Origin of the sequence: Flavobacterium hibernum (genome assembly GCF_000832125.1) — a bacterium.
Lineage (GTDB): Bacteria > Bacteroidota > Bacteroidia > Flavobacteriales > Flavobacteriaceae > Flavobacterium > Flavobacterium hibernum.
This window is the reverse complement of sequence record NZ_JPRK01000014.1, coordinates 48,375-72,461: the sequence shown is the minus strand read 5'-3', so window position 1 is coordinate 72,461 and position 24,087 is coordinate 48,375. Positions and strand designations below refer to the sequence as shown.

General features: G+C 32.3%; 21 protein-coding genes and 1 tRNA gene. 10 read left to right on the top strand and 12 right to left on the bottom strand.

From position 1 onward, the window contains the following. Positions 1-619: 619 nt before the first annotated feature. Positions 620-2,827 (bottom strand): ATP-binding protein, encoded by a 2,208-nt coding sequence (locus IW18_RS16910; RefSeq protein WP_041519096.1) that lies wholly within the window; start codon positions 2,825-2,827, stop codon positions 620-622. A gap of 156 nt (positions 2,828-2,983) precedes the next feature. Between IW18_RS16910 and IW18_RS16905 the strand changes: the two genes are divergently transcribed. After that, positions 2,984-3,071, top strand: a tRNA-Ser gene (locus IW18_RS16905). 172 nt (positions 3,072-3,243) lie between these two features. Here the strand turns inward: IW18_RS16905 and IW18_RS16900 are convergent. From IW18_RS16900 to mobA, 4 genes are all read right to left on the bottom strand, one after another. Further along, a complete protein-coding gene (locus tag IW18_RS16900) occupies positions 3,244-3,525 on the bottom strand; it encodes a MerR family transcriptional regulator (RefSeq protein ID WP_041519094.1) in 282 nt (93 codons plus the stop codon). Positions 3,526-3,568: 43 nt separating this feature from the next. Beyond that, on the bottom strand, positions 3,569-3,994 hold the full coding sequence (locus IW18_RS16895; RefSeq protein ID WP_041519092.1) for a hypothetical protein: 426 nt from the start codon (positions 3,992-3,994) through the stop codon (positions 3,569-3,571). 359 nt (positions 3,995-4,353) lie between these two features. Continuing rightward, positions 4,354-5,631: a conjugal transfer protein MobB gene (mobB, locus tag IW18_RS16890; protein ID WP_041519090.1), complete on the bottom strand. Its 1,278-nt coding sequence runs from the start codon at positions 5,629-5,631 to the stop codon at positions 4,354-4,356. Further along, positions 5,628-6,059, bottom strand: coding sequence for a conjugal transfer protein MobA (mobA, locus tag IW18_RS16885; protein WP_041519089.1), 432 nt, complete (start codon positions 6,057-6,059; stop codon positions 5,628-5,630). Before mobA ends, mobB begins: the two co-directional genes overlap by 4 nt. A 221-nt stretch (positions 6,060-6,280) precedes the next feature. On the opposite strand from mobA, the gene IW18_RS16880 reads away from it, so the two are divergent. Then, positions 6,281-6,970, top strand: coding sequence for a nucleotidyl transferase AbiEii/AbiGii toxin family protein (locus tag IW18_RS16880; protein ID WP_041519087.1), 690 nt, complete (start codon positions 6,281-6,283; stop codon positions 6,968-6,970). A 49-nt stretch (positions 6,971-7,019) separates the two neighbouring features. Continuing rightward, a complete protein-coding gene (locus tag IW18_RS16875) occupies positions 7,020-7,331 on the top strand; it encodes a DUF6922 domain-containing protein (protein WP_041519086.1) in 312 nt (103 codons plus the stop codon). 1,089 nt (positions 7,332-8,420) lie between these two features. On the opposite strand, the gene IW18_RS16865 is transcribed toward IW18_RS16875, so the two are convergent. The 5 genes from IW18_RS16865 to IW18_RS16845 are packed head-to-tail and all read right to left on the bottom strand — an operon-like array spanning position 8,421 to position 12,222. Further along, positions 8,421-8,762, bottom strand: coding sequence for a hypothetical protein (locus tag IW18_RS16865; protein WP_041519082.1), 342 nt, complete (start codon positions 8,760-8,762; stop codon positions 8,421-8,423). 51 nt (positions 8,763-8,813) lie between these two features. Continuing rightward, positions 8,814-9,377, bottom strand: coding sequence for a hypothetical protein (locus tag IW18_RS16860; RefSeq protein ID WP_041519080.1), 564 nt, complete (start codon positions 9,375-9,377; stop codon positions 8,814-8,816). Between the two features lie 10 nt (positions 9,378-9,387). Next, entirely contained in the window at positions 9,388-9,750 is a 363-nt protein-coding gene (locus tag IW18_RS16855) for a hypothetical protein (protein WP_041519079.1), read from the bottom strand. Continuing rightward, a complete protein-coding gene (locus IW18_RS16850) occupies positions 9,737-10,573 on the bottom strand; it encodes a hypothetical protein (RefSeq protein WP_041519077.1) in 837 nt (278 codons plus the stop codon). Before IW18_RS16850 ends, IW18_RS16855 begins: the two co-directional genes overlap by 14 nt. Before the next feature lie 35 nt (positions 10,574-10,608). Next, positions 10,609-12,222, bottom strand: a complete 1,614-nt coding sequence (locus IW18_RS16845; protein ID WP_041519075.1) for a hypothetical protein — start codon at positions 12,220-12,222, stop codon at positions 10,609-10,611. Positions 12,223-12,396: 174 nt separating this feature from the next. Between IW18_RS16845 and IW18_RS16840 the strand changes: the two genes are divergently transcribed. The 3 genes from IW18_RS16840 to IW18_RS22745 all read left to right on the top strand — a co-directional run bounded on the left by IW18_RS16840 (position 12,397) and on the right by IW18_RS22745 (position 16,185). Beyond that, positions 12,397-12,807, top strand: coding sequence for a helix-turn-helix domain-containing protein (locus IW18_RS16840; protein ID WP_041519073.1), 411 nt, complete (start codon positions 12,397-12,399; stop codon positions 12,805-12,807). A gap of 532 nt (positions 12,808-13,339) precedes the next feature. After that, on the top strand, positions 13,340-14,899 hold the full coding sequence (locus tag IW18_RS16835) for a type I restriction-modification system subunit M (RefSeq protein ID WP_041519071.1): 1,560 nt from the start codon (positions 13,340-13,342) through the stop codon (positions 14,897-14,899). 47 nt (positions 14,900-14,946) lie between these two features. Beyond that, positions 14,947-16,185: a restriction endonuclease subunit S gene (locus IW18_RS22745; RefSeq protein WP_052480210.1), complete on the top strand. Its 1,239-nt coding sequence runs from the start codon at positions 14,947-14,949 to the stop codon at positions 16,183-16,185. Here the strand turns inward: IW18_RS22745 and IW18_RS23225 are convergent. Beyond that, positions 16,178-17,320, bottom strand: a complete 1,143-nt coding sequence (locus tag IW18_RS23225) for a restriction endonuclease subunit S (RefSeq protein WP_084607975.1) — start codon at positions 17,318-17,320, stop codon at positions 16,178-16,180. The genes IW18_RS22745 and IW18_RS23225 overlap by 8 nt on opposite strands. Before the next feature lie 75 nt (positions 17,321-17,395). On the opposite strand from IW18_RS23225, the gene IW18_RS16820 reads away from it, so the two are divergent. From IW18_RS16820 to IW18_RS23375, 4 genes are all read left to right on the top strand, one after another. Then, positions 17,396-18,322, top strand: a complete 927-nt coding sequence (locus IW18_RS16820; protein WP_041519070.1) for a tyrosine-type recombinase/integrase — start codon at positions 17,396-17,398, stop codon at positions 18,320-18,322. Positions 18,323-18,422: 100 nt separating this feature from the next. After that, positions 18,423-21,296, top strand: coding sequence for a type I restriction endonuclease subunit R (locus tag IW18_RS16815; protein WP_041519068.1), 2,874 nt, complete (start codon positions 18,423-18,425; stop codon positions 21,294-21,296). Between the two features lie 168 nt (positions 21,297-21,464). After that, positions 21,465-21,590, top strand: coding sequence for a hypothetical protein (locus IW18_RS23420; protein WP_255313464.1), 126 nt, complete (start codon positions 21,465-21,467; stop codon positions 21,588-21,590). Positions 21,591-21,654: 64 nt separating this feature from the next. Beyond that, a complete protein-coding gene (locus IW18_RS23375; RefSeq protein WP_240475573.1) occupies positions 21,655-21,831 on the top strand; it encodes a JAB domain-containing protein in 177 nt (58 codons plus the stop codon). A 20-nt stretch (positions 21,832-21,851) separates the two neighbouring features. On the opposite strand, the gene IW18_RS22740 is transcribed toward IW18_RS23375, so the two are convergent. Further along, positions 21,852-24,083 (bottom strand): AAA family ATPase, encoded by a 2,232-nt coding sequence (locus tag IW18_RS22740; RefSeq protein ID WP_052480209.1) that lies wholly within the window; start codon positions 24,081-24,083, stop codon positions 21,852-21,854. Positions 24,084-24,087 lie beyond the last annotated feature (4 nt).

Below are 24,087 nucleotides of genomic sequence, written 5' to 3'. Positions count from 1 at the left end.
AAAAAAGAACAACTTACTAAGTAGTAATTTATCAGATCATCCTTATGTTGCGGAGTCTGAAGTTCCGCAATGGAACGTTTATCAATCGTAGTTTAAATAAAAATAAACTTCCCCATCTTGATAGGGGACAATTTCAGATGTATGCCAACTATTATAAGTGCATTGAAAAAAAAGATAATAAAGAAACCTACTATTAGAGTATTGCTGTTTACAGATAAAAATGACGTAGTAGTAAAATTTACACTGTGTTAAAACAACAAAAGTACAATTGCAAGCCAGTGTCAATTATACCTTCGTACAGAACAGCACTTAATTGAAGAAGAAAAAAAATGATCAAAAAAATCTCAAAAATCTATAAATTTTGAATTACAGGTGAACTGGAGTTTATCCCTTTCTGTCAAAAATAGTTAAAACGATTATCAACGATTTTCACCAGCCTAAATTTTGTGGCATAATTATATCACAAGTGTATTGAAATGGATACCTTTTTACTCTCCTTGATTATCGGTTATTTTCTATAATAGCCTAAAATATTCAAGAGCCTTTAAACACTAATGTTAAAGACTTTTACTGATATTTTTAAACCACTATAAAGCATAACATCAATTCTTTTAACTTTTTAATCATTTTTAGCCATTAATCTTACCATTTCATTATTCATTGCGACTTCAAACCAGTCAAATTCGAATTCACTCGTATCCGCTTCATATTTTAGTCCTAAATTGTTAATTTGTTTAACCAGTTCATTAATTTCGTCCAGCTTTTCTTGTGCTTCATCCTCAAACGTCATCCAGTCATACAGCCATTGTACTTCATTTGCAATATATTCGCTAAAAATATAATCCAAGTGACCACTAATAATTTCTGTGTTTATTTTCTCGAAATCAACTTCAAAACTCTTAACTAATTCTTTTAGTACATCGACAGCATCGTGTATATCATCTGTACCTTGGAAAAGGCTGGAAACTATGTCTTCAATTCCATCTTGCAACGCCTTGTTGATATTTTCATTATCTTTAACTGCGAGCATAAACTCTTTAAAATGTAAATTCAAAGAATAATCTTGATGTAATGCTTCCCATTCCGAAATATTGTTTATGATGTTGCAAACAACTTCTTCTTTAGCATCATTATCTATGTATTTATAAATTACTAATGCTATCAATATTAAATCGTAGGAAGGGTTTCCTTTTCCAATAAAAGAATAATAATCATTAAGTAATCTTTTCTCTAAACTTTCAGGCAACTTAATTTTATCCGCTCTTCCTAAAGAAAATAGCCTTTCAGTTAACTGTGAAGCAAATTGAACTGATTCTGCTATTCGAAAAACTTCTTCTTTGTCTTCCCCTAAAAATTTCAAAAGAAAATCAGTTAGCGAAGGATTAATAAAATTCACAATGAAATCATGTTTCAATATGATGAATCCACCTTCTAGACGTTTAAATGCTTTTTTAAAAGCAAACATCTCATTCTGCTTGTTATTATTTTTAGCTTCATACTGAATTCGGGCATTAAACGCATCTTCCAATTCGTTAACAGTTGCGGAATCCCCAAAACTTAAAAGCGTATTTAAAAGAAGTCTGTCGTCTTCTGTTATTTGTTCTAGATACGCATGTCTCCAAATTTGATCAGGATAATCAAATGTAGAAAAAATAAAATCCTCAAATTCATCGACATTAAATTGATTCACCAGTTCCTCTGAAGTAATAAATTCTACAGATCGAGGAGTATAACTACTATGATTAACTATGAATTCCTGAAGTTTTTCCTTCGATAGCAACTCTTTAAGTTCTTCTTTTAAATCACAGTCTTCAATATGATTTCTAAGAAGTTGCTTTCTTAAACCTTTATCATATTCTTTCAATTCAAATAAACTTGTTTTAGCCTTAATATTAAATTTCCTCAAATTTTCACTTTCTTCAACAGTAGTTTTTAATAAAAAAGATCTGGTCGTAAAAACAACTAGTTTGTTTTCCATATTAGAAACTCTGTTTAGTATTTTCCTTAAAGCAGTTTCACTTCCTTTAGCTTTATTTATTTCAACTTTAGTACTACCTAAAAAATCATCAAAATAAATTATTTGTTTTGAGTCATCCGGTGTTAAAACTTTTTCAGCCTCTTTAATATCGTCTAAGACATATGATAAGTTATATCCCTCTACAATATATCTGTAGATCAGCATTTCAGCTAAAGTTGTTTTTCCTACTCCAGGTTCTCCAGTAATTATAATAAATCTATTTTTTTCTAAAGCTTCTTGTGCCTTCTCAAAAAGTGAGGTTTTTACATAAATTCTTAAGCGTCTTTTTAATTCATGTTCTTCAAAAGCAGCTGACCTAAATTCTAACTCTGAACTTAAAAGTTTTCTTAAAATTGAAAAATCAGACAGCCAAAGCTTGTAATGTGTATTTAAAATTTCTACGTGATTTTCTATTAATCTATTAAGATCTTTTCTACCATAAATATCATTTAGATTTTTTATGTAAGGATCAAATAATGTTTTAATTTCCTGAGTATTGCCTACACTTAAATCTACTGACGTTGCAAAAATATATTTATTTGGATTTAGTTTTTTTACTTTATTAGTTTCAGTTTTTTTAAGCTGAGCCAGCATTTTTGCATACCCTGTTCTGTAAAAATGTTTCACTTGACCAACATGCTCAAATTCAAAAGTATTACTTGAATACAGTAAATCAATTCCTTTATCCTTTCCATCTTTAAAGGTTTTATATTTCACAGGTGAACTCTTAGGCTGTTCTAAGTTCAATAAATCGCAAACAAGCTCTTCTAAATCAGAACTGTTTAAAGTTGAAAAGTCATACTCTGCCATAAATTAAATTCTTTTGATACTCTTATATATTTTATTGCTAAGATAAGTGTTAAAATTAATGTAGCCAAAGGCATAAAATAGTATTAAAAAAATTTTCTGCAATCAAAAAAACATTCTATATTTGCACCCGCAACCAGAAAACGGTTACGTCTTATTGGAGGAATGGCAGAGCGGTCGAATGCGGCAGTCTTGAAAACTGTTGACTGTAACAGGTCCGGGGGTTCGAATCCCTCTTCCTCCGCCAGATAAAGTCCGAAAAGCGACTATAAAAAATAAAAAGCCTTTAAACATCAGTGTTTAAAGGCTTTTTCATTTGGAATGGTATCGAACCCTGCTTGAAAAACAGCCCTCATTCCAGTTACCCTCTTTATTTTAGACTGTTTTTTAAAAATCTGGGGAACAAACTAAATGCTGAATTATGATTCATTGCTTCTCAGTATCTTATCGATCTTGCCGCTGTCATACAAAAAAATATCTCCAAGCTTAGTGTAGGGCAGAATTCCGGTCTGTCTGTATTTTATAATAGTGTTATTGGACAGTCCAAACATCTTTTTCAGATCCTCATTTCTGTAGTATTCAGGTCTCAAAACTTTCCCTTGGCTGATTTTTGAATCAATTGTTTCAATTCTTGCCAGCATAGGCTCTATCAACTCCTTCACTTCCATTACATAAGATTGCCACTTTTCTTTCTTCATCATTGGTGAGTTTTTTACTTATTATTAGTTTTTTCTACTATCCATTCTACCAGCTCTCCAGCCTTCTCTTACGCCCCTGCATTACTGCAATAAATTCATCTAAAAATTTAATCTGTTTTACCTTATAGGTATAGCCTTTACATTCGGAGAACTGTCTGCTGATCGACTTAATTTTCGACTGCCCACCCTCATCGCCGGCATATGTGAAATTATTTTCGAGAAAAAACTGAAACTTGCTTCTATTACTTTTTTGGTCTGCAGTATCAAAAAACAATAAACCTTCATCCATCAAAACATAAAACAGCTGGGCAAAGTCAATTTTGTTATAACAGGATTTACATTTTTCATTTGAAGAAATGGATTGCATTTTGTTTTCCTGATCACTTACACTAATTAGCTGTTCTACTAATCGGAGCCTTTCATCAAATTTTAATATAACATTTAAGTACTTTATTAGCTTACCACTTTTCATTGTCTCTAAAATTTAGTCATCATCCTGTAAATGAAAATATACATTGCTGCGTTTATTTTACTCCTTGTTGTATACATGAAATATTTCTACCTCTCCAGCTTGCGTATGTATTTATAAGACAAATATATAAATGCATTTTGAAGTCATTCGAACCATGGTCATTGTTTGCTTTCTTTGTCTTTTAATGGCCGTTTATAAAAACTTGATTTTTAGGTGATACTTGAAGGTAGGTTATCTGTTGAAATAAAAAATTAAAAAAGATCGCAGACTGATTAAAATACTGAATCATAGGAAATTTAGCTGCCTATTTTTTATTAGTACAAGTTGTTCTTTGATGGGCAGGAAACTCAAATTTATACCTACAATCTTCTGCGTTTAACCTTTCGTTTCATCCTATTGTCAAATGCCTGTTCCTCGTAATCCTCTGCCTGTGCCTGTGGCAATAAACCGCCCAATACGTCAAAACTGTTTTGTTCGTAAGCATGGGGCATATTTTCCTTTCTTAAAAAGTCAGGCGATTGGTCTATTTCTGTTTTCATCATAGCCTCTTTTTCGGAAACACAGCTTTTATATGCTGGATTTTCTGGTTTCCTACTATTATTCCACCAGTCGTTAAATGAATTGGCCGAGAGGTTTTTGCCAAGCTCAGAGCCGTTGCACACACAACGGGATTTGTGGTCAATAAAAGTTACGCCATAGATACGCCCTTCAGCATTTCGGCGTATCACGAAATTCATACCCTGTTCTAATAATTTTTTCTTAAATTCAGATTCGTTAGAAACAGACTGCATTACTGATTCGATCCTGCTTTTAACTGATTGTTTAGCCGGACTGTCTTTTAGATTTATCCTGCTTCGCTCATAGTGGGATTGCAGCTGTGTGAATCCTGCACTTTTACCAAACAGCGAAGCCTTAAAGAGAATGCTTGCTTTTTCTCCCTTTTCATTTAACGCAAAATATACTAATCCCAGTTTTGGAATTCCATTATATTCGCCTTTCACTTCCTGGGCAGTAATCTTAAAAAGGGAAAGCAGGGCATTATATGCTCCAAAAGTTTGGAACTGGTAATATTTAGGCAGATAGCGCAGTACCGAAGCCATCTGGCTTTTTATATCTCCTGCCTTATAGTCAACTGGGTTGAATGTTGGGTTGTCCACCTCTTGCTTTTTCTCTACAGCTGATATAAGACTGTACAGTTTTTCCAGCATCCGGCAGACAGCCATCGAACGCCTTTTTTCAAATTTATCGGATATCTTCCTGCCCTCCGCGTCCACGCACACCGATACGATATGAATGTGGGTACGGTCTATATCAGTATGTTTGAACACCACAAAAGGCTGATTTCCGTAGCCCATCTGCTTCATATAGTCTTGTGCCATATTCACAAAATCAATATCGCTTACATTATCTTTCGGATCAGGGTTCAGGGAAATATGAAGTACAGGTTTTTCCGTTTTACGATTAGCCAATAAGTGTAATTCAAAAGAACGGGAAAGCTGTTCTACAGAATAATTACCGTCACGTGCTTGGATTATCTTCTGGGTAAACAAAATCTGTGCACTTTCTTTTTCAAGTTTTTGATAATTATAGGCTAATGCTCCGTACAAACTGCTTCCTCTTCCAATTTTCGCTATCATTTTTTTAGGTGTTTTTCTTCAAATTCCGCTGTGAGCTGTATTATCTTTTGCGCTAAAAGAGCAAATTCCATTGTTTGTTTTACCAATTTGTGGAGATAAACGGGAGCTTTTTTTTCGGAAAAATTACGATACATAATCTTCACAACCTGATTGTAATTAACCCCAATAGCCCGAAACTGTGCGAATAAGGCAGTTAGAAGTATGTAATAATCCATTGTTGCTTTATCGATCTTAACTGTCTTGATCCCTTTTTGAAAAATACACGCTGTAATAAAGTGCGCCATTACATTCATGCCCGAGCTCTCAAAAAGGGTCAGGAAGCGGCCATTTTCCTCAGCAGTAAGACTGATCGAATAGCGGTGGACAGCCGGATCTATTTTAGGATGCCTCCCTCCTTTATGGGAGTTCTTTTTTTGTTCGTTTTCCATAACTTAATTAATGGTATTCTTAAAAGGCAATATATTTTATAATCAGCACTTACACTCGGATTTGGCAGTTAATGGAAATGTTTGGAAGCATTTGGCTAATTCGCTCCCTAATACAGTCTTAAACCTTTATGATTCGACATCCACTGTCAAATAAAGCCATCAGAAGACACTCTTAAAGACCAGAGCTTTTTCAGAATTAATTTTTCTGAAAATATAAAATTATGCTCTACAAAGAAACAGTTTGCCAGGAGATGTGGGAACTTCTCCAAAGGCTTATGAAAGATGAAAAATTGAAAGACCATATACTGGTCGGCGGTACAGCACTAGCATTACGGTTGGGACACCGCCTATCGGTGGATATAGATCTTTTTACAACAAAAAAATTTAATTCACAGATGATGCTCCAATATCTGCACAATACTTACGGTACAGATCAAGAGGAAAGCCAATTCTACCCTAACACAGTTCTTACCTTCATCGATAATATAAAAGTCGATATTGTAACACATGATTACCCTCTATTGAATACTGTAGAAACTATAGAAGGAGTCCGTATGATTTCCAATGAAGACATTGGAGCAATGAAACTCCACGCAATTCATCAGAGTGGTAATAGATACAAAGATTTTGTCGATATGTACTTTATGCTTGAACAAGAGCCCTTAAAATTCTATCTACAGGCCTATCAGAGAAAATATGATAAAGACCCGTATTGGGCTTCTAGAGGTTTGAATACTTATGACAAGATTACCACCTTTGACGGTGTAGACATGCTGAAAGGAAAAGAGCAGAAATGGAATAATATCCAAAAACGGCTGGAACTGGCAGTAAAAAATCCTTTATATAAATTCAAATCAGAAACTCAGGATTTACCCGATAACCCCAATAAAAACAGAGGTTTACGCAGGTAATTCAGCAGAAATTGCTTATATTTGATACTAACCTAATTCATTAAAAAAAATGAAGGCATCAGCTAAAAACATACCTAATCTTCATCCTAAATTCTTCTGGGATTTTAAATTTGATAAGATCGATTGGAACGGGGGGTATAAAATGGTAATTGCCCGCATTATAGAGCGTGGAGGACAGAATCAAATTGATGAAATCGTGCGTTTTTATGGTCGTGAAAAAGTGATTAGGGCTGTCCGTGATGAGATTTCCTTTCTTCCAAATTATGGCATTGAAAATGCCCTTAAATTCTTTCCCGAACTCCAAAAGGAAGAGATGTACTGCTACCTCAACCGCAAGGATAAACCCTATCACTGGATTTAATCCTCCTTTAATAAATTAAGCCCTCCGACCACAATGATTAATCACTTCACTAGAGTCTGGAGGGCATGTCCATAAACATAATCTTCCAAATTTATGTGTACTATCCGCACAATGGCGTTTGCATTTAAACGGTTATCTAAATAATATATTACAAGCTTAAAACATTAGTTTGATAAAACAGTCTGCAATGTCAGAATATTTGCCCGGATTGTAATTATAAATTCCTGCAAGATGTTCTACTTTTAAAAATATTTTTTTCCGCTGATTTTTATTTTCTTTTCCTAAAAGAAACAATAAAAAGAAAACCAAGGTAGGACGTGATGGATCAGACTTTACAAAAGACTACGGCATAATGTTTTGCTCGCTTGCTCACAAACCACCCTTTGGGACTTATTCCGTTTCCTTTTGTCCTGTCTGCATCCCGTCCTGTAAAATTGCTTTCTTTTTCTTTTTTCCGTTTTTCTATTTTCTTTGGAAATATATTTATGCTTTTGCATAGGTACATTAGGCTGTAGCTGAAAGATTATCTAATTATCTGCATCAATGAGCATGTAAAGATGTGTGTCTGTATGCAAAAGCATATATCTTTAAAAAAGTAAAACTGTAAAAACGTATTTACATAAATACAGTTCTACAAGTTTATCTGCCCACAGGGTTACATACAGCTGTAAATATGTATATACTTTTCGCCTCATATATATAATGTAATAGATATGAGCATTTGTAAATGTGTATGTAAATTTTATTATACAGAGCTATGTATATTTATAGTTCAGAAAAGAACTGCACTTAAAATCTTTGGAATTTACTGGAAGGGGTTGATGTCAAAACTCCTAATTTTATTATGTTTTTTAAGCCTTATCAAGGCTGATTTTAAAAATTAATATAAATCATGAAATATCTGCTAAATAAAAAAAGGGTATCAAGCCCTTTCAATTAAAACTATTGCAATAATATTTTCGAGAGAAAATAGCAAGTTGTGTTTTGAGATGCTTGAAATGAATTCAGCATCTCAAAACAACTTGCCCTGCGGGGCTGGAAAACGTCTCCAAAGTCGCCGTTTTTATTATAGTTGCAATTGGAGAAAAGTTACTGGGAGCCACTTTTATTTTTCTCATTTAGATGTTTTATATAAAGTAAATCCAGTAAATCTCCTTCTTCCAGCGGGATCAGCATTTCTATTACCCTGAGCACACTTCCAACATATCTTTCAGGATCTTTAACATTTTCCCCACTTCCTTCAATTCCTTCTAAAGCAAGCATTCCAGCTTTTAGCAGATCCATAATCAGGCAGAACAGGTCTGAATATCCCTGAACATTTATTTCGAGATTGTGTATATCGTTCCGCATTTTTGATGCAGGTTTAAGCATTATAAAGTAATGCTCCGGATTTTCAACCAGATCATTTAATTTGATTTTATTTTTTTTCATATCAATATCTTTTATTAGTTAATCAAGCATCTCTGAAATTATACAGTAATTTCAGCATTCGGCATTCTCTTTAGATTCATTAACTTTTTTTATTTTTTTAAGGCCTCTTTCACGCATAAGCTCTCCCGCATCAAGCATTTTTATTAAATGGATATACGGAGTCGTAAGGTCAATATCCCCCTCTTCTTTGTATGGAGACAATGAAAGACTCACAATTTCAGAAAGGAAAAATTCAAACTCCTTAAGGCTTTTCTCTGCAAATGCCTTTCGAAATACTGTAAAAGGATTATCATATTCCTGCTTTGTCAGTGAAGTGAGATGAAATACATCTTCGGTGCGGACTGACTCTTTCACTCTCCATTTACTGCTTTTTTTATGCAGGCAGTAGTATATTTTCAAAAATGAGCATATTGCTTTATAGAATATAAAAATCCCGCTTGATTTATCATTACTGCAGATTTCTTCCTTAAAGCTGTACAGTACTGCCTGTGTTAAATTTCGCTTATAGTAGTCAAGATGCGCAAAATCAAAAAGGGCATCAGATGCTTCAAATGGATTTCCCGCCTCAAATCCAGCCCAGAACTTGGTTTCAAAGTTTTTTTTCTTCTTTTTCATGATTTAAAAATTAGTTATCCTTTTGTTCATTTTTATTTTCGCTATTAATCTTTAAATAAAGCTTGTGCAGTTTATCAAGTCCTTCCGCTTCACTGCACGGCAGTAGCTGGATTGCAATTTCCAAAATACTCGTAAGATGAAAAGCGGGATCTTCGATCTGGCTGGAATTCTTAAGATCTGAATTTTCCAGCGTGTGAAGCGCTATTTTGAGCAGATCCTGTACTGTATAAATGAGTTTTATGTAGCTCGTAAATTTTATATCTGCATGATAAATACCTTCTTTCTCTCTCTGCGGGGTCAATGTTCTAAAATAAAAACTGCTTTTCAGTTCTTTGATAAAATCATCCGCCTTTTTATTTTCATTGATTTCCATATTCTTTAAATATTTTTTTGGTTTGCTCAGCATACTGCTGATACATTGTTTTTACTTCACTCATCAGCCACTGCATTTTTTCATATGCTGATTCAACAATTTCTGCAGTTAACGGTTCAATTTCTTCTCCCCATTGGACAGCTTTTCGGGTAAGATCAAGCTTTCTTAAAACTTCTTTCTCTTCTTTGTTATCTAAATCAAAAGTGTTGCCTAAGACACTATTAAACTTCGCAATGCGCTCCTGCTGGCCTGAGATGTTTTCATCCATTACCCATTCACCTGTCAGAATCCACGAGGCGTTAATAAAAAGATATCGAAACTGCTCATGTATAACATACAATGCCATTAAATGATTCTCGTTTCCACGGTGATACTTTAAATCTCTGCCAATAGTATTGGCCTCTGATATCCACATTTGATAATTTGCAACAGTCTTTTTCAAAAGCCGTTTCATATTTAATTTTTTTATATCCAGAACAGGTTTCCCTCCAGTGTTTCTATACACAAGATCTGTTTCTTTACAATTGAAAAGAAAAAATAAATTTCCTTTTCCGACTTCTCTCTTTATACATTCCCTGTCAAAAAAACAGAATGAAAAAGTATTGTAGTTTTCAATTACTTTCCATAAATGGAAGACAACATCGTCATAGTAATGGGGGCTTTTTTTGCTCACAACAACTGTCAGAATCCCTGTTTTTGATTCTACAGCGGACTCTGAAAAGTAAATACACTCAGCTTCTACAAACGCTACTAACAGTTTCACTGTTTTCTTGACTGCCCGATATTTGGGATGGTCTGTCTGTGTTAAAATGTTATAATACATGGTCTGTCTGTTTAAAGTTCTGCCGAAATCAGATTCTAAGTGCGTCGTAATTCATCTTTTACAACAGCTGTGCAGAAACCAGCAAAATCATTGTATCGATCCTGCAAAAGATTCATATCCAGTTCAGAAAAAGTATCTGCACCGCTGTATCTCAGCGAAGCATATGATCTGCTTAATATCGTAAACAAGTTTCTGTCCTGTTCTGTAACCCTCGGAAAGTAACTGCTTATTTCAGGGTTAAAATGATCGCAGATTTCTAATAGGTAAGAAAGGGAAAAATGATTTGGAGAATACCCCATAAACAAGCGGATCATTCCAAGACAGATCTGTTCTGTCATGGTATGGAGCATCAAACCTTTAAGGGGAGCATAACATGCCCATTCATAATCTTCCTGCCATTTTTCCATATTGTTCACCACAATATTTCTGTAGCACAGGTATTCTTTTGCTGATGTTATACTGCGGACTGGAAGATCTCCAAATTCCGGAACAGCAGATTCGTTTTTAAACAAAGCCTTTCCATTTTTTAGAATATTCAAAAAGAAATATTTCTGATCGCCTGTTGCGCTCTTAAGCTCTGAAATATGATGAATCAAAAGTGTTGCGGTGCACTGCTCTTTGGTTCTGCTTTTAATAATATCAGCCAGATCATGCACTGCATTTACTTTACTTTCTTTGACAAGCACTAATAGATAAAAGTGTTTAATACTTTTTTCCGCTTTTCCAAAACAATAAACTGCCTCAGTCTTAAGATAAGAAGTAACGGTATCACTGACAATTTTCTCATAGTCGATGACACCATCGTTTAAAGTGTCTGTATTCTGTTTTGGTTCAATAAAAAAAATGGATTTTTCCTCGCAGTAAGAAAGCTGGTCTTGGTAGATTTTTTTAGTTTCTTTTAAGATGCGGTAAAGTTTCTTTTGTGCCTCTTTAACCCTGTCTTTCTTAATCTTTGTTTTGCCTCCATAAGGAAATTCAATCCTTGCTCTATCAAGTAAATCGGCAATTTCTTTATCCTTATCAAGATCAGTATTGAACACCTGTTTCAAGATAGGTGCATAGTCCTTTATCGTATTTAAGTGCTCTAGTGTATAATGATTCGAATGAGATTTTCCCATCACCAGTTCTCCGATTATACCAAAAAGAAGGTTTACCGCCTGATGGATTGTATAGAGTGCCATATAATGGTTATTTGTTCCTTCATAATGCTGGGAGCCTCTTCTTAATGATTCTGCTTTGGCTAAAAGCCCACTGTTTTTCTTTACTGCTTTTTTAAGCAGAACAGATACAGCCGGAATATCTTTTTTAATCTTAAAATCAAACTCCTCGTTTTTAAACAGACTTATGTTTGATAAATACCACTTTAAATAATACAAACTCCCATGCTTTAAGCGATGCAGTACATCCCATAGATTTATAATTACATAAGGAACGGACGGATATTTTTTTAAAACCTTATCCGCCCAGTCATACATTTCCGATGCAATCTGCTGTGAATCTTCCCTTAAGATTATAGTAAGTATATAACCTCTTTTACCTGCGGTCTCTGCCTCATGCAGGGTGACCGCTGTAATGTCCATAAATGATTGGAGCTCTCTAACGGCATTCTCCAATTCTTTCTGATCTTGAAATTGAATTGCACTACTCATAATTTTAATTTTTTTAATTAATACTTGGGTGAAAAATTGTATTTTTGTTTAACACACAGGCAAGTAAGTGATTAGCCGTACTGTACCGTATCAATTTGTCGCGTACCGTACAAGACTAATTTCTATATCATACATAGTACTTACTTTTTTATTCTTAATTATTATCTTTGAGCTATGAGTACACTAACAAAACCAAATCACATAGGGCGAAAAATCAGCCGTATTCGTGAACTAAAAGACATGAAACAAGAAGCTTTAGCCCAAGCTATGGGAACAAATCAGCAGGCTGTATCTATCATGGAAAACAGCGAAACCATAGATGAAGAAAAACTTAAAGAAGTTGCAAAAGCATTGGGAGTAAGTGTCGAAGCAATTAAAAACTTTTCAGAAGAGGCTGTTTTTAATATTATTGGTAATACCGTAAATAATCATGATAATGCCGGTTTTTTTCAATATCAGCCTACATTTAATCCACTTGATAAATTAATGGAATCCTTAGACGAGAATAAAAAACTTTACGAAAGATTATTGAAAGCCGAGCAAGATAAAGTTGAATATTTGGAAAAATTACTAAAAGAGAAATAAGCTTTTATAAAAGATATATTAATTCCAAAAAGAGACTTTCGAGTCTCTTTTTTGTTGTCAAAATATTATCATTTTCGTATTTAAAATATTAAATCATACATAATGAATAAAATTACAAAGCTTAGAGTGAATAAGGAAATTAAAAGAAGCGATGAGCTTAAAGTATTAACTCATGGAAACTTTGATTACTAAAGGCTATCTTGTTTACTAACTCTTTTATATTAGTCGGCTGACTACCTACTTAATTGTCAAGCAAGAAAAAGTAATATTATAAATATACGAAATACTTTAAACACCTCGCGATATAACCGATTTTAAAACATTGCAAACACATAATAAAATAAATTTACTATTTTAAATATGTCATAAATATATCCTTAAAATGTAGTAGCTATTCAAATTTATACAGAACGAGAACCTAAATAATATCAATTAGTTTTGTTCTAACTATTAACTCACAACACCAAAAGTTTATTACATTAGTGCCTTCTTAAGGATAAATAATCCCTAATCATAATAACAATTATTTCAAATGTCAGAAGAACAAAAAAAAATATTGGAGCAACAGCTTTGGAATATAGCGAATACTTTACGAGGAAAAATGAATGCGGATGAATTTAGGGATTATATACTAGGATTCATATTCTATAAATATTTAGCTGAAAAAATGGAAATTTTCGCTAACTCAATTTTGCAACAAGATAATATTCAATTTAGGAATATTGAAGAAAAAACAAAGGAAGGTCAAGAATATATTGAAGCCATAAAAGAGGAGTCACTTGAAAACTTAGGTTATTTTTTAAAACCATCTGAACTTTTTAGCGAAATAGCAAAAAGAGGAAACAGTGGCAGCAATAATTTTATTTTGGAAGATTTACAAAAAATCCTAACCAATATTCAGCTGAGTACAATGGGGACTCAAAGTGAAGAAGATTTTGAAGATCTTTTTTCTGACATGGACCTGAACAGCAATAATTTAGGCAGAACAGCTGAAGCAAGAAATGCAATTATAGTAAAAGTTTTGGTGCATCTGGATGAAATTGACTTTAAGTTGGAGCATACCGAACTAGATGTATTAGGAGATGCTTACGAATATCTAATTGGTCAATTTGCCAGCGGTGCAGGTAAAAAAGCAGGGGAATTTTATACACCGCAGGAGGTTTCTAAAATTCTTGCAAAAATTGTAACAACTGGTAAAAATAGATTAAAATCAGTATATGATCCTACCTGTGGTTCGGGATCGCTATTATTGCGTGTTGCTCGAGAGGTAAAAGATGTCAATAATTTTTACGGTCAGGAAATGAACCGCACTACATACAATCTTGCTCGAATGAATATGATACTCCACGGTGTTCATTATCTAAAATTTAACATAAAGCAAGAGGACACATTAGAGCACCCTCAACATTTAAATGATATGCCATTCGAAGCTATCGTAGCAAATCCTCCTTTTTCTGCCAATTGGAGTGCGAATCCTTTATTTTTAAATGACGACCGTTTTAGTCAGTACGGTAAGTTAGCTCCAGCAAGTAAAGCCGATTTTGCTTTTGTACAGCATATGATTTATCATTTAGCTGAAAACGGTACTATGGCAATTGTATTGCCACATGGCGCTTTGTTCCGTGGCGCAGCAGAATTGCACATTCGTAAATATCTTATTGAACAAAAAAACTACTTAGATGCAGTAATTGGTTTACCTGCTAATATTTTCTATGGCACCAGTATTCCTACATGTATTTTGGTTTTCAAAAAATGCCGGGAAACACCAGATGATATTTTATTTATAGATGCCAGCAAAGAATTTGAAAAGGTTAAAAATCAAAATATATTGCGAGATGAACACATCACTAAAATTGTAGAAACGTACCGCAATAGAACAGTAATTGAAAAATACAGCCATTTGGCTAGTTTAAAAGAAGTTGCTGGGAATGATTATAATTTAAACATTCCTCGTTACGTAGATACATTCGAAGAACAAGAAGAAATCGATATTCAAAAGGTAATGTTTGAAATTAAAGAACTTGAAGCCAAAAGAGCCAATCTCGATAAGGAAATAGATGTTTATTTTAAAGAACTAGGGTTAGTTTTTTAATTTCTTAAATCCTTAATGTTTTTAATAACGAAAATTAAATAATCGAGATGGCGACTAAAAAATTAAAAGTAGGTAACGTTCCTAATTTGAGATTTCCTGGGTTTGAGGGTGATTGGGAAGTGAAGAAGTTGGAGGAAGTAGCTCAAATTGGAAGAGGAAAATCAAAACACAGACCACGAGATGCTGAGTTTTTATTTGGTGGAAAATATCCATTTGTTCAAACAGGAGATATACGAAAAGCAGATTTGTATCTAACTAAATTTACTCAAACTTATTCAGAGTTAGGATTGAAACAAAGTAAATTATGGAATGAAAATACTTTGTGTATTACTATTGCAGCAAATATTGCTGAAACGGCGATACTTAAAATAAAGGCATGTTTTCCTGATAGTATAATTGGATTAATTCCAAAAGAAGACAAAACAATTGTTCTTTTCGTTAAACATTTATTTGATAAATTTAAAATACAAATACAAAGTCTTTCGCAAGGTGCCGCACAAGATAATTTAAATCAAGAAAAGTTATCAAAAATTAAATTTGTTTTTCCTTCACTTCCTGAACAAATAAAAATTGCTTCATTTCTGTCTTTAATTGATGAGCGCATCCAAACCCAAAGCAAAATAATTGGAGAGTTGAAGTTATTAAAGAGTTCGGTTGTTAAAAAATTCTTTGAAAATAAACTTCGATTCAAAAATAGAGATAGTAATTCAAATTGGGAAAGGAAAAAATTAGGAGAAATTTCTAAAGAACACTTACATAAAAATAGGAATAATCAATATCTTGAGGTATTTTCTGTTTCAAAACACAAAGGAGTTATTAATCAAATTGAACATTTAGGCAGGTCTTTTTCAGCAAAAGAAATTATGCATTATAAATTAGTTTATAATGGCGATTTGGTTTATACCAAAAGCCCAACCTCTGAATTTCCTTTCGGAATAATTAAGCAAAACAGAACTGGAAGAGTTGGGGTTGTTTCTCCTCTTTATTGTGTTTTTACACCTAAAACATTTGCTTTAGGATATTTGCTTCATGAATATTTTAATTCACCTGTAAATACTTTTAATTATTTAAATCCTCTAGTTCAAAAAGGTGCAAAAAACACAATGAATATTAATAATGATACGTTTTTGAATGGTGCTAAATTATTGTTGCCAACGAATGAAAAAGAGCAAGATAAAATTTATAACATTTTATCTTTAATTAATAATAAGATTGAAGTTGAAAATTTATTACTAACTCAATATGAAAATCAAAAAAAGTACTTATTACAGAACCTTTTTATATAAATAGATTTGATAATAAATACTGTTTTTGTTTTAGCAATAAACTAAAAACCTCAGATTCAATACTTATTTTCTTATCAATGCTAGATAAAAATTCTGCTGTATCATCTTGTAAATCAATGTTTGGTAAAGCAATAATCATTGGTTCAACTTCTGAAATATAATGTCGCTTATGTTCTCCAGATTGTAAATTGAGAAATAAAAGGTATTCAAAAACGAATTTCAAATTAACCCCAGGTTTTGGTTTTAGAATTTTTATAGCAGAAGATTTTACTTTGAACTGGAAATTAACATATTTCATATCCATTGTAAAATCATCAAAAATAATACAATCGCTTTTATCATAAATACCAAAACATTCATCAGTGTATCCTAAAATGAATGCTTTGTTTGCCGTTAGAACAGGAACTAAAGATCTATCAGAAGAATAATCAGTAGTTGAAACCAAGTATTTGGTGGGCTGTTCATATTCTAAAACATCTTTAATTAACAAATCTTTATATCTTTGATTGATAATATCATGAAATAATCTATTGCGAAGTGTACTTTTTAATACTTTCAACTCTCCAATTATTTTGTTTTGGGTTTGGATACGCCGATCAATTAAGTCCAAAAACTCAGCAATTTTTCTTTGTTCAGGCTCAAAAGGAAAGTGAAACGATAAATTTTTAATACCTTCAATTCCAACATTTGTTTGATTTCCTGTTCCCCCTTTAGCTATCTCAAAAAAATCATCAAGGAATTTTTCATTTGAAACAACTTGCCCTACAAAACCATTGACACTTTTGCCTTTTTTCTCTCGAAGTAATACTAATCTTTGATTTAGCAAATATTTATCATCTTCGTTTATTTGGACAGAATAGCCAAAGTCCTTTTTACCAACAGTGCCAGTCAGCGTTAAAATTGTATCACCTTTTTTTAACAAAAACTCAGTTTGTTTAACATTCACTCGATCCCAGAATGAAGGATTTCTATCTAAGCGCAGCTCGTTTCGATACACATTAGACATCTTTATTAATTGATAAGTGCTTTTTGCATTAAGCATTCCACTACTTGGAAATGCATAACCAGCCTTAAACTCAATAATATCTCCTAATCTTTCCACTTTCCACTCACCTATAAACTCTGGAAATCTCAAATTAGGAACCTTAATGATATTAAAATCCTCAATTCTTTATTTCTTTCCTTTGGAATTAATAAAAATTAAATAATAATGAATGATCAAAAACAAATTTTAGAGGTAATTGACCTATGGAAAACAAACAAAAAGCAATACGTGAAAAAATCAAGTTTTTCAGCTTATACTCTTTTAATTGAAAACCACATTCTACCCATATTTGGTAATAAATATTCGATTGAGGAAGCAGAAGTGCAAGCTTTTGTATTTCAGAAATTGGAATCAGGTTTAAGCCAAAAAACAATCAAGGATATTCTAATCGTTCTGAAAATGATTCTAAAGTATGGAGCTAAACATAAATGGGTGGATTATAGCCCATTTGAAATACAGTTCCCAACAGAGCGAGAAAAATATACAATTGAAGTTTTAAACCGTTCTGATCAGAAAAAAATCATGAATTACATACAAGAGCATTTTACATTTCGAAATTTAGGAGTTTATATTTGCTTAAGCTCTGGGATGCGTATAGGAGAAGTTTGCGCTCTTACTTGGGAAGATGTTGATACAGATAAAGGTGTTATCAGCGTTAACAGAACCATCCAACGCATTTACGTTATTGAAGATGGAACCAGAAAAACAGAACTCATTTTAGACACGCCAAAAACAAAAAATTCTATTCGTGAAATTCCGATAAGCAAAGATTTATTAAGAATTCTCAAACCATTTAAAAAAATTGTAAACCCATCGTTCTTTGTGTTAACCAATGATGCTAAGCCAACTGAGCCCAGAACTTATCGCAGCTATTATAAAAACTTAATGGCACATTTGAAGATGCCTGACCTGAAGTTTCATGGACTGAGGCACAGTTTCGCAACCAGATGTATTGAAAGTAATTGCGATTACAAAACTGTAAGTGTGCTTTTGGGACATTCTAATATTAGTACAACCTTAAATCTCTATGTCCATCCCAATATGGAACAGAAAAAGAAAGCAATCGAACAAATGTTTAAAGCTTTAAGGTAAACTTTTAGATTATGAATTAGGAGAAGTGGCAGAAACCTCTTTATTTTGTTAAATTTGATATTTTAAAGGTAAACATAACAACTCCTAATTCATAATTATTTTGAGCAAACAGTCTGAACAGATCTTAGAGGAACAACTTATTATCCAATTACAAAAATTAGGATATAAATATAGGACTATTGCAAATGAAAAAGAGTTGTTGACAAACTTGAAAACGCAACTAGAAAAGCACAATAACATTCAATTTAGTGAGACTGAATTCGAAAAAGTACTCAATATTGTTAACAAAATGTCAGTATTTGAAAAAGCAAAGATATTGCGTGAAACAAAACATCATATTTTAAGAGATAATGGAGAGAACCTCTATTTTGAATTTCTGAACGTAGAACATTGGTGCCAAAATGAATACCAGGTAACCAATCAGATTACACAGGAAGGGAAATATGAAAATCGTTATGATGTAACTTTACTAATTAATGGGTTGCCATTAGTCCAGATAGAACTGAAGCGCAGGGGATTGGAAATGAAAGAAGCTTTCAACCAAATAAACCGTTATCAAAAGCATAGTCTTGGAGCAGGAAAAGGGCTATTTCATTTTGTCCAACTGTTTATAATCAGCAATGGTGTAAATACCAAGTATTTCAGCAATTTCGGTGCACATAAACAGGAATATCTTCAAACTTTCCATTGGACAGACGAGAATAATAATCCTCTTAACAACATTCTTAATGGTTTTACTGATACTTTCTTAGAGCCTTGTCATGTAAGTAAAATGATTTGTAAATACATTGTACTTAACGAGACAGATAAACGGTTAATGATACTTCGTCCATATCAATATTATGCTGTGGAAAGTATTATAAAAAAAGTAACCGAAAACGAAATATTAAATGGGTACAACATTGAGAAAAATGGATATATCTGGCATACAACAGGAAGTGGAAAAACCTTAACAAGTTTCAAAGCCAGCCAAATTTTATCAAAAATTACAGCTATCAAAAAGGTAGTTTTTGTAGTAGACAGAAAGGATCTAGACTATCAAACCAACAAGGAATATGATAGCTTTAGCAAAGGCTCAGTAAGTTCAGCAACCAACACAGATGACCTTATCAGGAAATTCAATGATCCGAATGTAAAAATTATTGTTACAACCATTCAAAAGCTCAATAATGCTATTTCGGGTCGGAATTTAGCTAAAATGAAAGCTCTTAAAAACGAAAGAATGGTATTTATCTTTGATGAATGTCATCGTTCACAATTTGGAGATACACATCAAAACATTGTAAGTTATTTTGATAATATTCAATTGTTTGGTTTTACAGGCACACCAATTTTAGCAGAGAATGCCAATGGAGAAAAAACCACATCCAGTTTATTTGGAAAGTGTCTTCATAAATATGTAATTACAGATGCTATTAGAGATGAAAATGTTTTGAGATTTTCGATTGAATATATTCAAACTTTCAAGAAAAAAGATAACATAATTGACTTGAAAATTGAAAAAATAAATGAAGCTGAAGTCTTTGAAGCTCCTGAACGTAAAGAAGCAATTGTAGATTACATCATTCAATATCACGATCAGAAAACTCAATCCAAAAAATTCTGTGCGATGATGTGCGTTCAAGATATTGATGCCATTATTGAGTATTACGAAATTTTTAAACGTAAGAAGTTGAATGGAGAACATAATTTAAAAATAGCAACTATTTTTAGTTATGCTCAAAACGAGGAAGAGATAGAGGATCAATTAGCCAGTCGATTGAATATGGCTGCAGAACCACAAGCAGAGTACGGCGTGAAACCACATCGTAGAGAATTATTGGAAGTCTATGTACAGGATTTTAACGAATTGTTTGGAACAGCAGAAAATATTAAGGATAGCGAAGGTTTTTACAATTATTATAATGCTGTTGCCAGAAAATCAAAACATCCGAAACATGAAACGGATATTTTGTTAGTTGCTAATATGTTTTTAACGGGATATGACAGTAAAAACTTGAATACATTGTATGTTGATAAAAACCTTCAATACCATGGCCTTATTCAAGCATTTAGCCGTACAAATCGTACTTTAGACAAAAACAAGACACAAGGTAATATTGTATGTTTTCGAAATCTGAAAGATAAAACAGACGAAGCAATTGCGCTATTTAGCAATAAAGATGCAATTGATGAAATTATCGTTGAACCTTATGAAGTCTATACAGAAAAATTCAACGAAGTAACTAAAAAATTGCTAGAAATTGTTCCTCAGGTTAGCACTGTAGATAATCTATATACTGAAGAAGATAAGCTACAATTTATTTTGACATTCAGAGCACTTATACGATTACACAAGAAAATGAGCCATTATTCCGAATTTACATGGAATGATTTGGAAATTGAGGAACAGCTATTTGCAGATTACACGAGTAAGTATTTGGATTTAAAAGACAAACTTAGCACTAGCGCTGCAATAGAGAAAACATCTATTCTAAATGACATTGATTTCGAATTGGAGTTGATTAGACGTGATACAATCAACGTTACCTACATTATTCAACTTCTAATTAAGTTCAAACTAAAACACAGTTCAAAAGATAAAGAAAGTATTGAAAAAGAAATCTCAAATTTATTAAACACTGAAGTCTCATTAAGAAGTAAGAGAGAACTGATTGAGAAATTTATTCAAGAAAGCCTACCTCAAATTGCCGATACCGATCTTATTCCCGAAGAATTTGAAAAATTCTGGAATGAAGAACAAGAAAAAGCACTCCAAGATTTACTAAAAACCGAAAATCTTTCCGATGAAAAAACTGAAAAATTAATTGAAAATTATCTTTTTACTGAACGAGAACCTTTAAGAAAAGAAATTTTAGACCTTCGCATAGATGGAAGACCAAGCGTTTTAAAATCTAAAGAAGTAGGCGACCGAATATTAAATAAAATTTTAGATTTTGTAGATACTTTTGTTAATGGTATATCTGGACTTTAATTAAGTGTTAGGTTAGGTTATTTTCCTAATATTGTAGAGAAATATAAATAAGAGCAATTGAGACAACAGATATAATGAAGATAATTAACTTGGCATTGTAATATGGCTTTTTCGTAAAAAAGCGGAATTTATTCTGAAGGAACAGCCGGGCATTCTAATTGTACCCGAATGCAAAAATCAAGAACGCCTAATATTTGGAATTTCTACAAAAATGTATCTGAAATTGAACAGATTTACAAAACAAAAGTAAAAAACTCTGAAAGACCACAAATCAAATCTTCGAAAGATGCATAAAAACTGACTCTTCGATTGGAATTGTACTAAAATAGAATTCTTCGAGCAGTTTAAAATATCGCTTTTGAATCATGCTCACAAAGCACTTGGAATTTACGAAATATCTTCTGTAGGAATTACAGGTACTGTTCTAAATTTTAGATTAATAGTCACAGCTACTCTAAAAGCAAATGAGACATCACTAATGATGATTCACAATCATCCTTCAGTAAACCTCACAGCCTCTGAAGCTATACTATAGAAAATAAACTTGCAAAAAAATTACAGTTGAACTATTTGTTTAATTACATCTTTTGATAAAAAAAATTTAAGTTCATCTAAAGAATTAAAATGAATTTCATAATCTCCATTACCATGATGACCTTTGGCAGAACAGTCAATAAATAGATTTGTCAATTCTAAAGGTAATTCACCTTTCTTTTTGTTGACCCACATGATTACTTTACTATTTTGCAGCTTAATATCAAAAACATTTTTATTATTTCTTTTGAAAGCAATATATTCTACTTTGGGATCAATTATGAAGTCATCTTTTTCCGAAATGGCAAAATTTAAGCTATTATATATACTTTTTATAACGCTTGATTTACCTTTCAGGTGCTGAGACTCTGATACCTTTTTGCCTGATCTTTTTCCTTTTAAATTGACAAAAGTGAGGTTTTTTAACTTAACCTCTTCATCCTCTTTTTCGCTATCTTTATTTGCTTCTGTTTTTTCCTTAGTCACAACATTGGCTCGAACAGGTTTTACAACAGATTTAACTTGTAAACTTTCACTATGAATTTTGATTTCTTCAATTAAATCAAACATCTTTCGAAAGTTTTTAAAATCATCCTTTGCAAATGATGATGAATTATGAGATAGAATGTTTTTTGCGTCATTTAATACGTCCTCAGAATATTCTTTTATTGACTTATTTGAAGTTTTACCTAAGGTATTTAAAACAGCCTTTTGATAAGATTCTTCCCAAAGAGAATAATCATACATCATCTCTATAGAACAATCACATTTCTTATCATTTAATTCAGGTAGAGACGTTACAAAATAGTTGTTATTTTGCTTATCACTTTCAATAATTTTAAAAAATGCCTTTCCATCTATTTTGGTGTAATTTTTAGGATTTTTGAAATCATTCAATATTTTATTTTCTCTATCAAACAAACCAATAAATAACTTTGATTCATCAAACTCACTTTCATACAAACCCCTTAAAAAAGGTTGAATATTAGTTTCTGTGTTTAATTTAAATATTTCAAATTCTAAATCTTCGTACTCTTCCTTTAAAGCATTAAATGCATTGCTAATATGCTCTTTATCATGTTTTCCTTCCACAAGTAATATAATTGGTTTTTTAGAAGCAATAAAGGCATTTTGCTGAAACTTGTTCCAGAATTCTCCTGATACGTTTTCCAAGATTTCCTGTTTTTGCTGTGGTACAAGCTTACCTTGATTAAGCATATATAGAGAACCATTTTCAAAAGTATCTGTTAATGTAGGGGAGTGAGTCGTAAGAATTACCTGTCTGTTTGCTTCGTAATTTTCAAATACTTTTTTAATTTGTATTTTATTACTCAAATGAATATGAGCATCAGGTTCATCTAATATAAATAAACTATCTTCTGCTCCAGCAAACTCCAATGCAGCTTTTATTAAAAGCATTTTCTTTTCACCTTCACTAAAATGTTCAATTTCCAAATGATCATCATTGTATTTAATCACAATATCTTCAATCATTTTCTTTTTCTCAGGAGTAAAAGCTATATATAAATATTTATAAATATCTGCTACTGTATAACCGTTATCATCTAGAATCTCATTTAACTCTTCTAAGGTATATTCGTCCTTTGCATCAATATTTTGAACAAACGATTTCACCGAACTTGTTGCGTAGTTTGCGTAATTGGATTTATTGAACTTAAATTTTATAGAATGAACATCTTTGATATTTAAAATATCTGAACAAAATGTATCAGAAACGTTATAGGATTTTTGTAACAACTGACAAAGAAGTGAAATATGCCAATAAAACTTATTAATGTATAGCATTTTAGGCATTTCATTGTATACGCCAATCCCTGTAGTTTTACCACTAGTTATATTAGATATGTAGTCTAAGTAAATGGGTTTGTACCAATTATTCCAAAGGCGGTTTTCTTCACCACTATAGATGGCCACGATTTGTTTAGGTAATTTATCATAAGCATCAGAAACGGGTTTTCCTGCAATGGTCGTTTTTACAGTTGACTTGGTTTTAGTTATGTTTATCTCATCTGCAGAACCACTATTGGTAAAGGAAATGGAAAAGCTAAACGGTATGTTTTTTTCTTTCCCAGTATATAGATGATTAAAAATAATAGAAAGCGATTCAAGTAAATTACTTTTACCACTTCCATTATTACCGATAAAAGCCATTACACCTGCAGAATTATTTTGAAGATCAATGTCTAGGTTTTTGTATTCTTTATCTTTAATTTGTAGTTTGGTTATTCTCATTTTG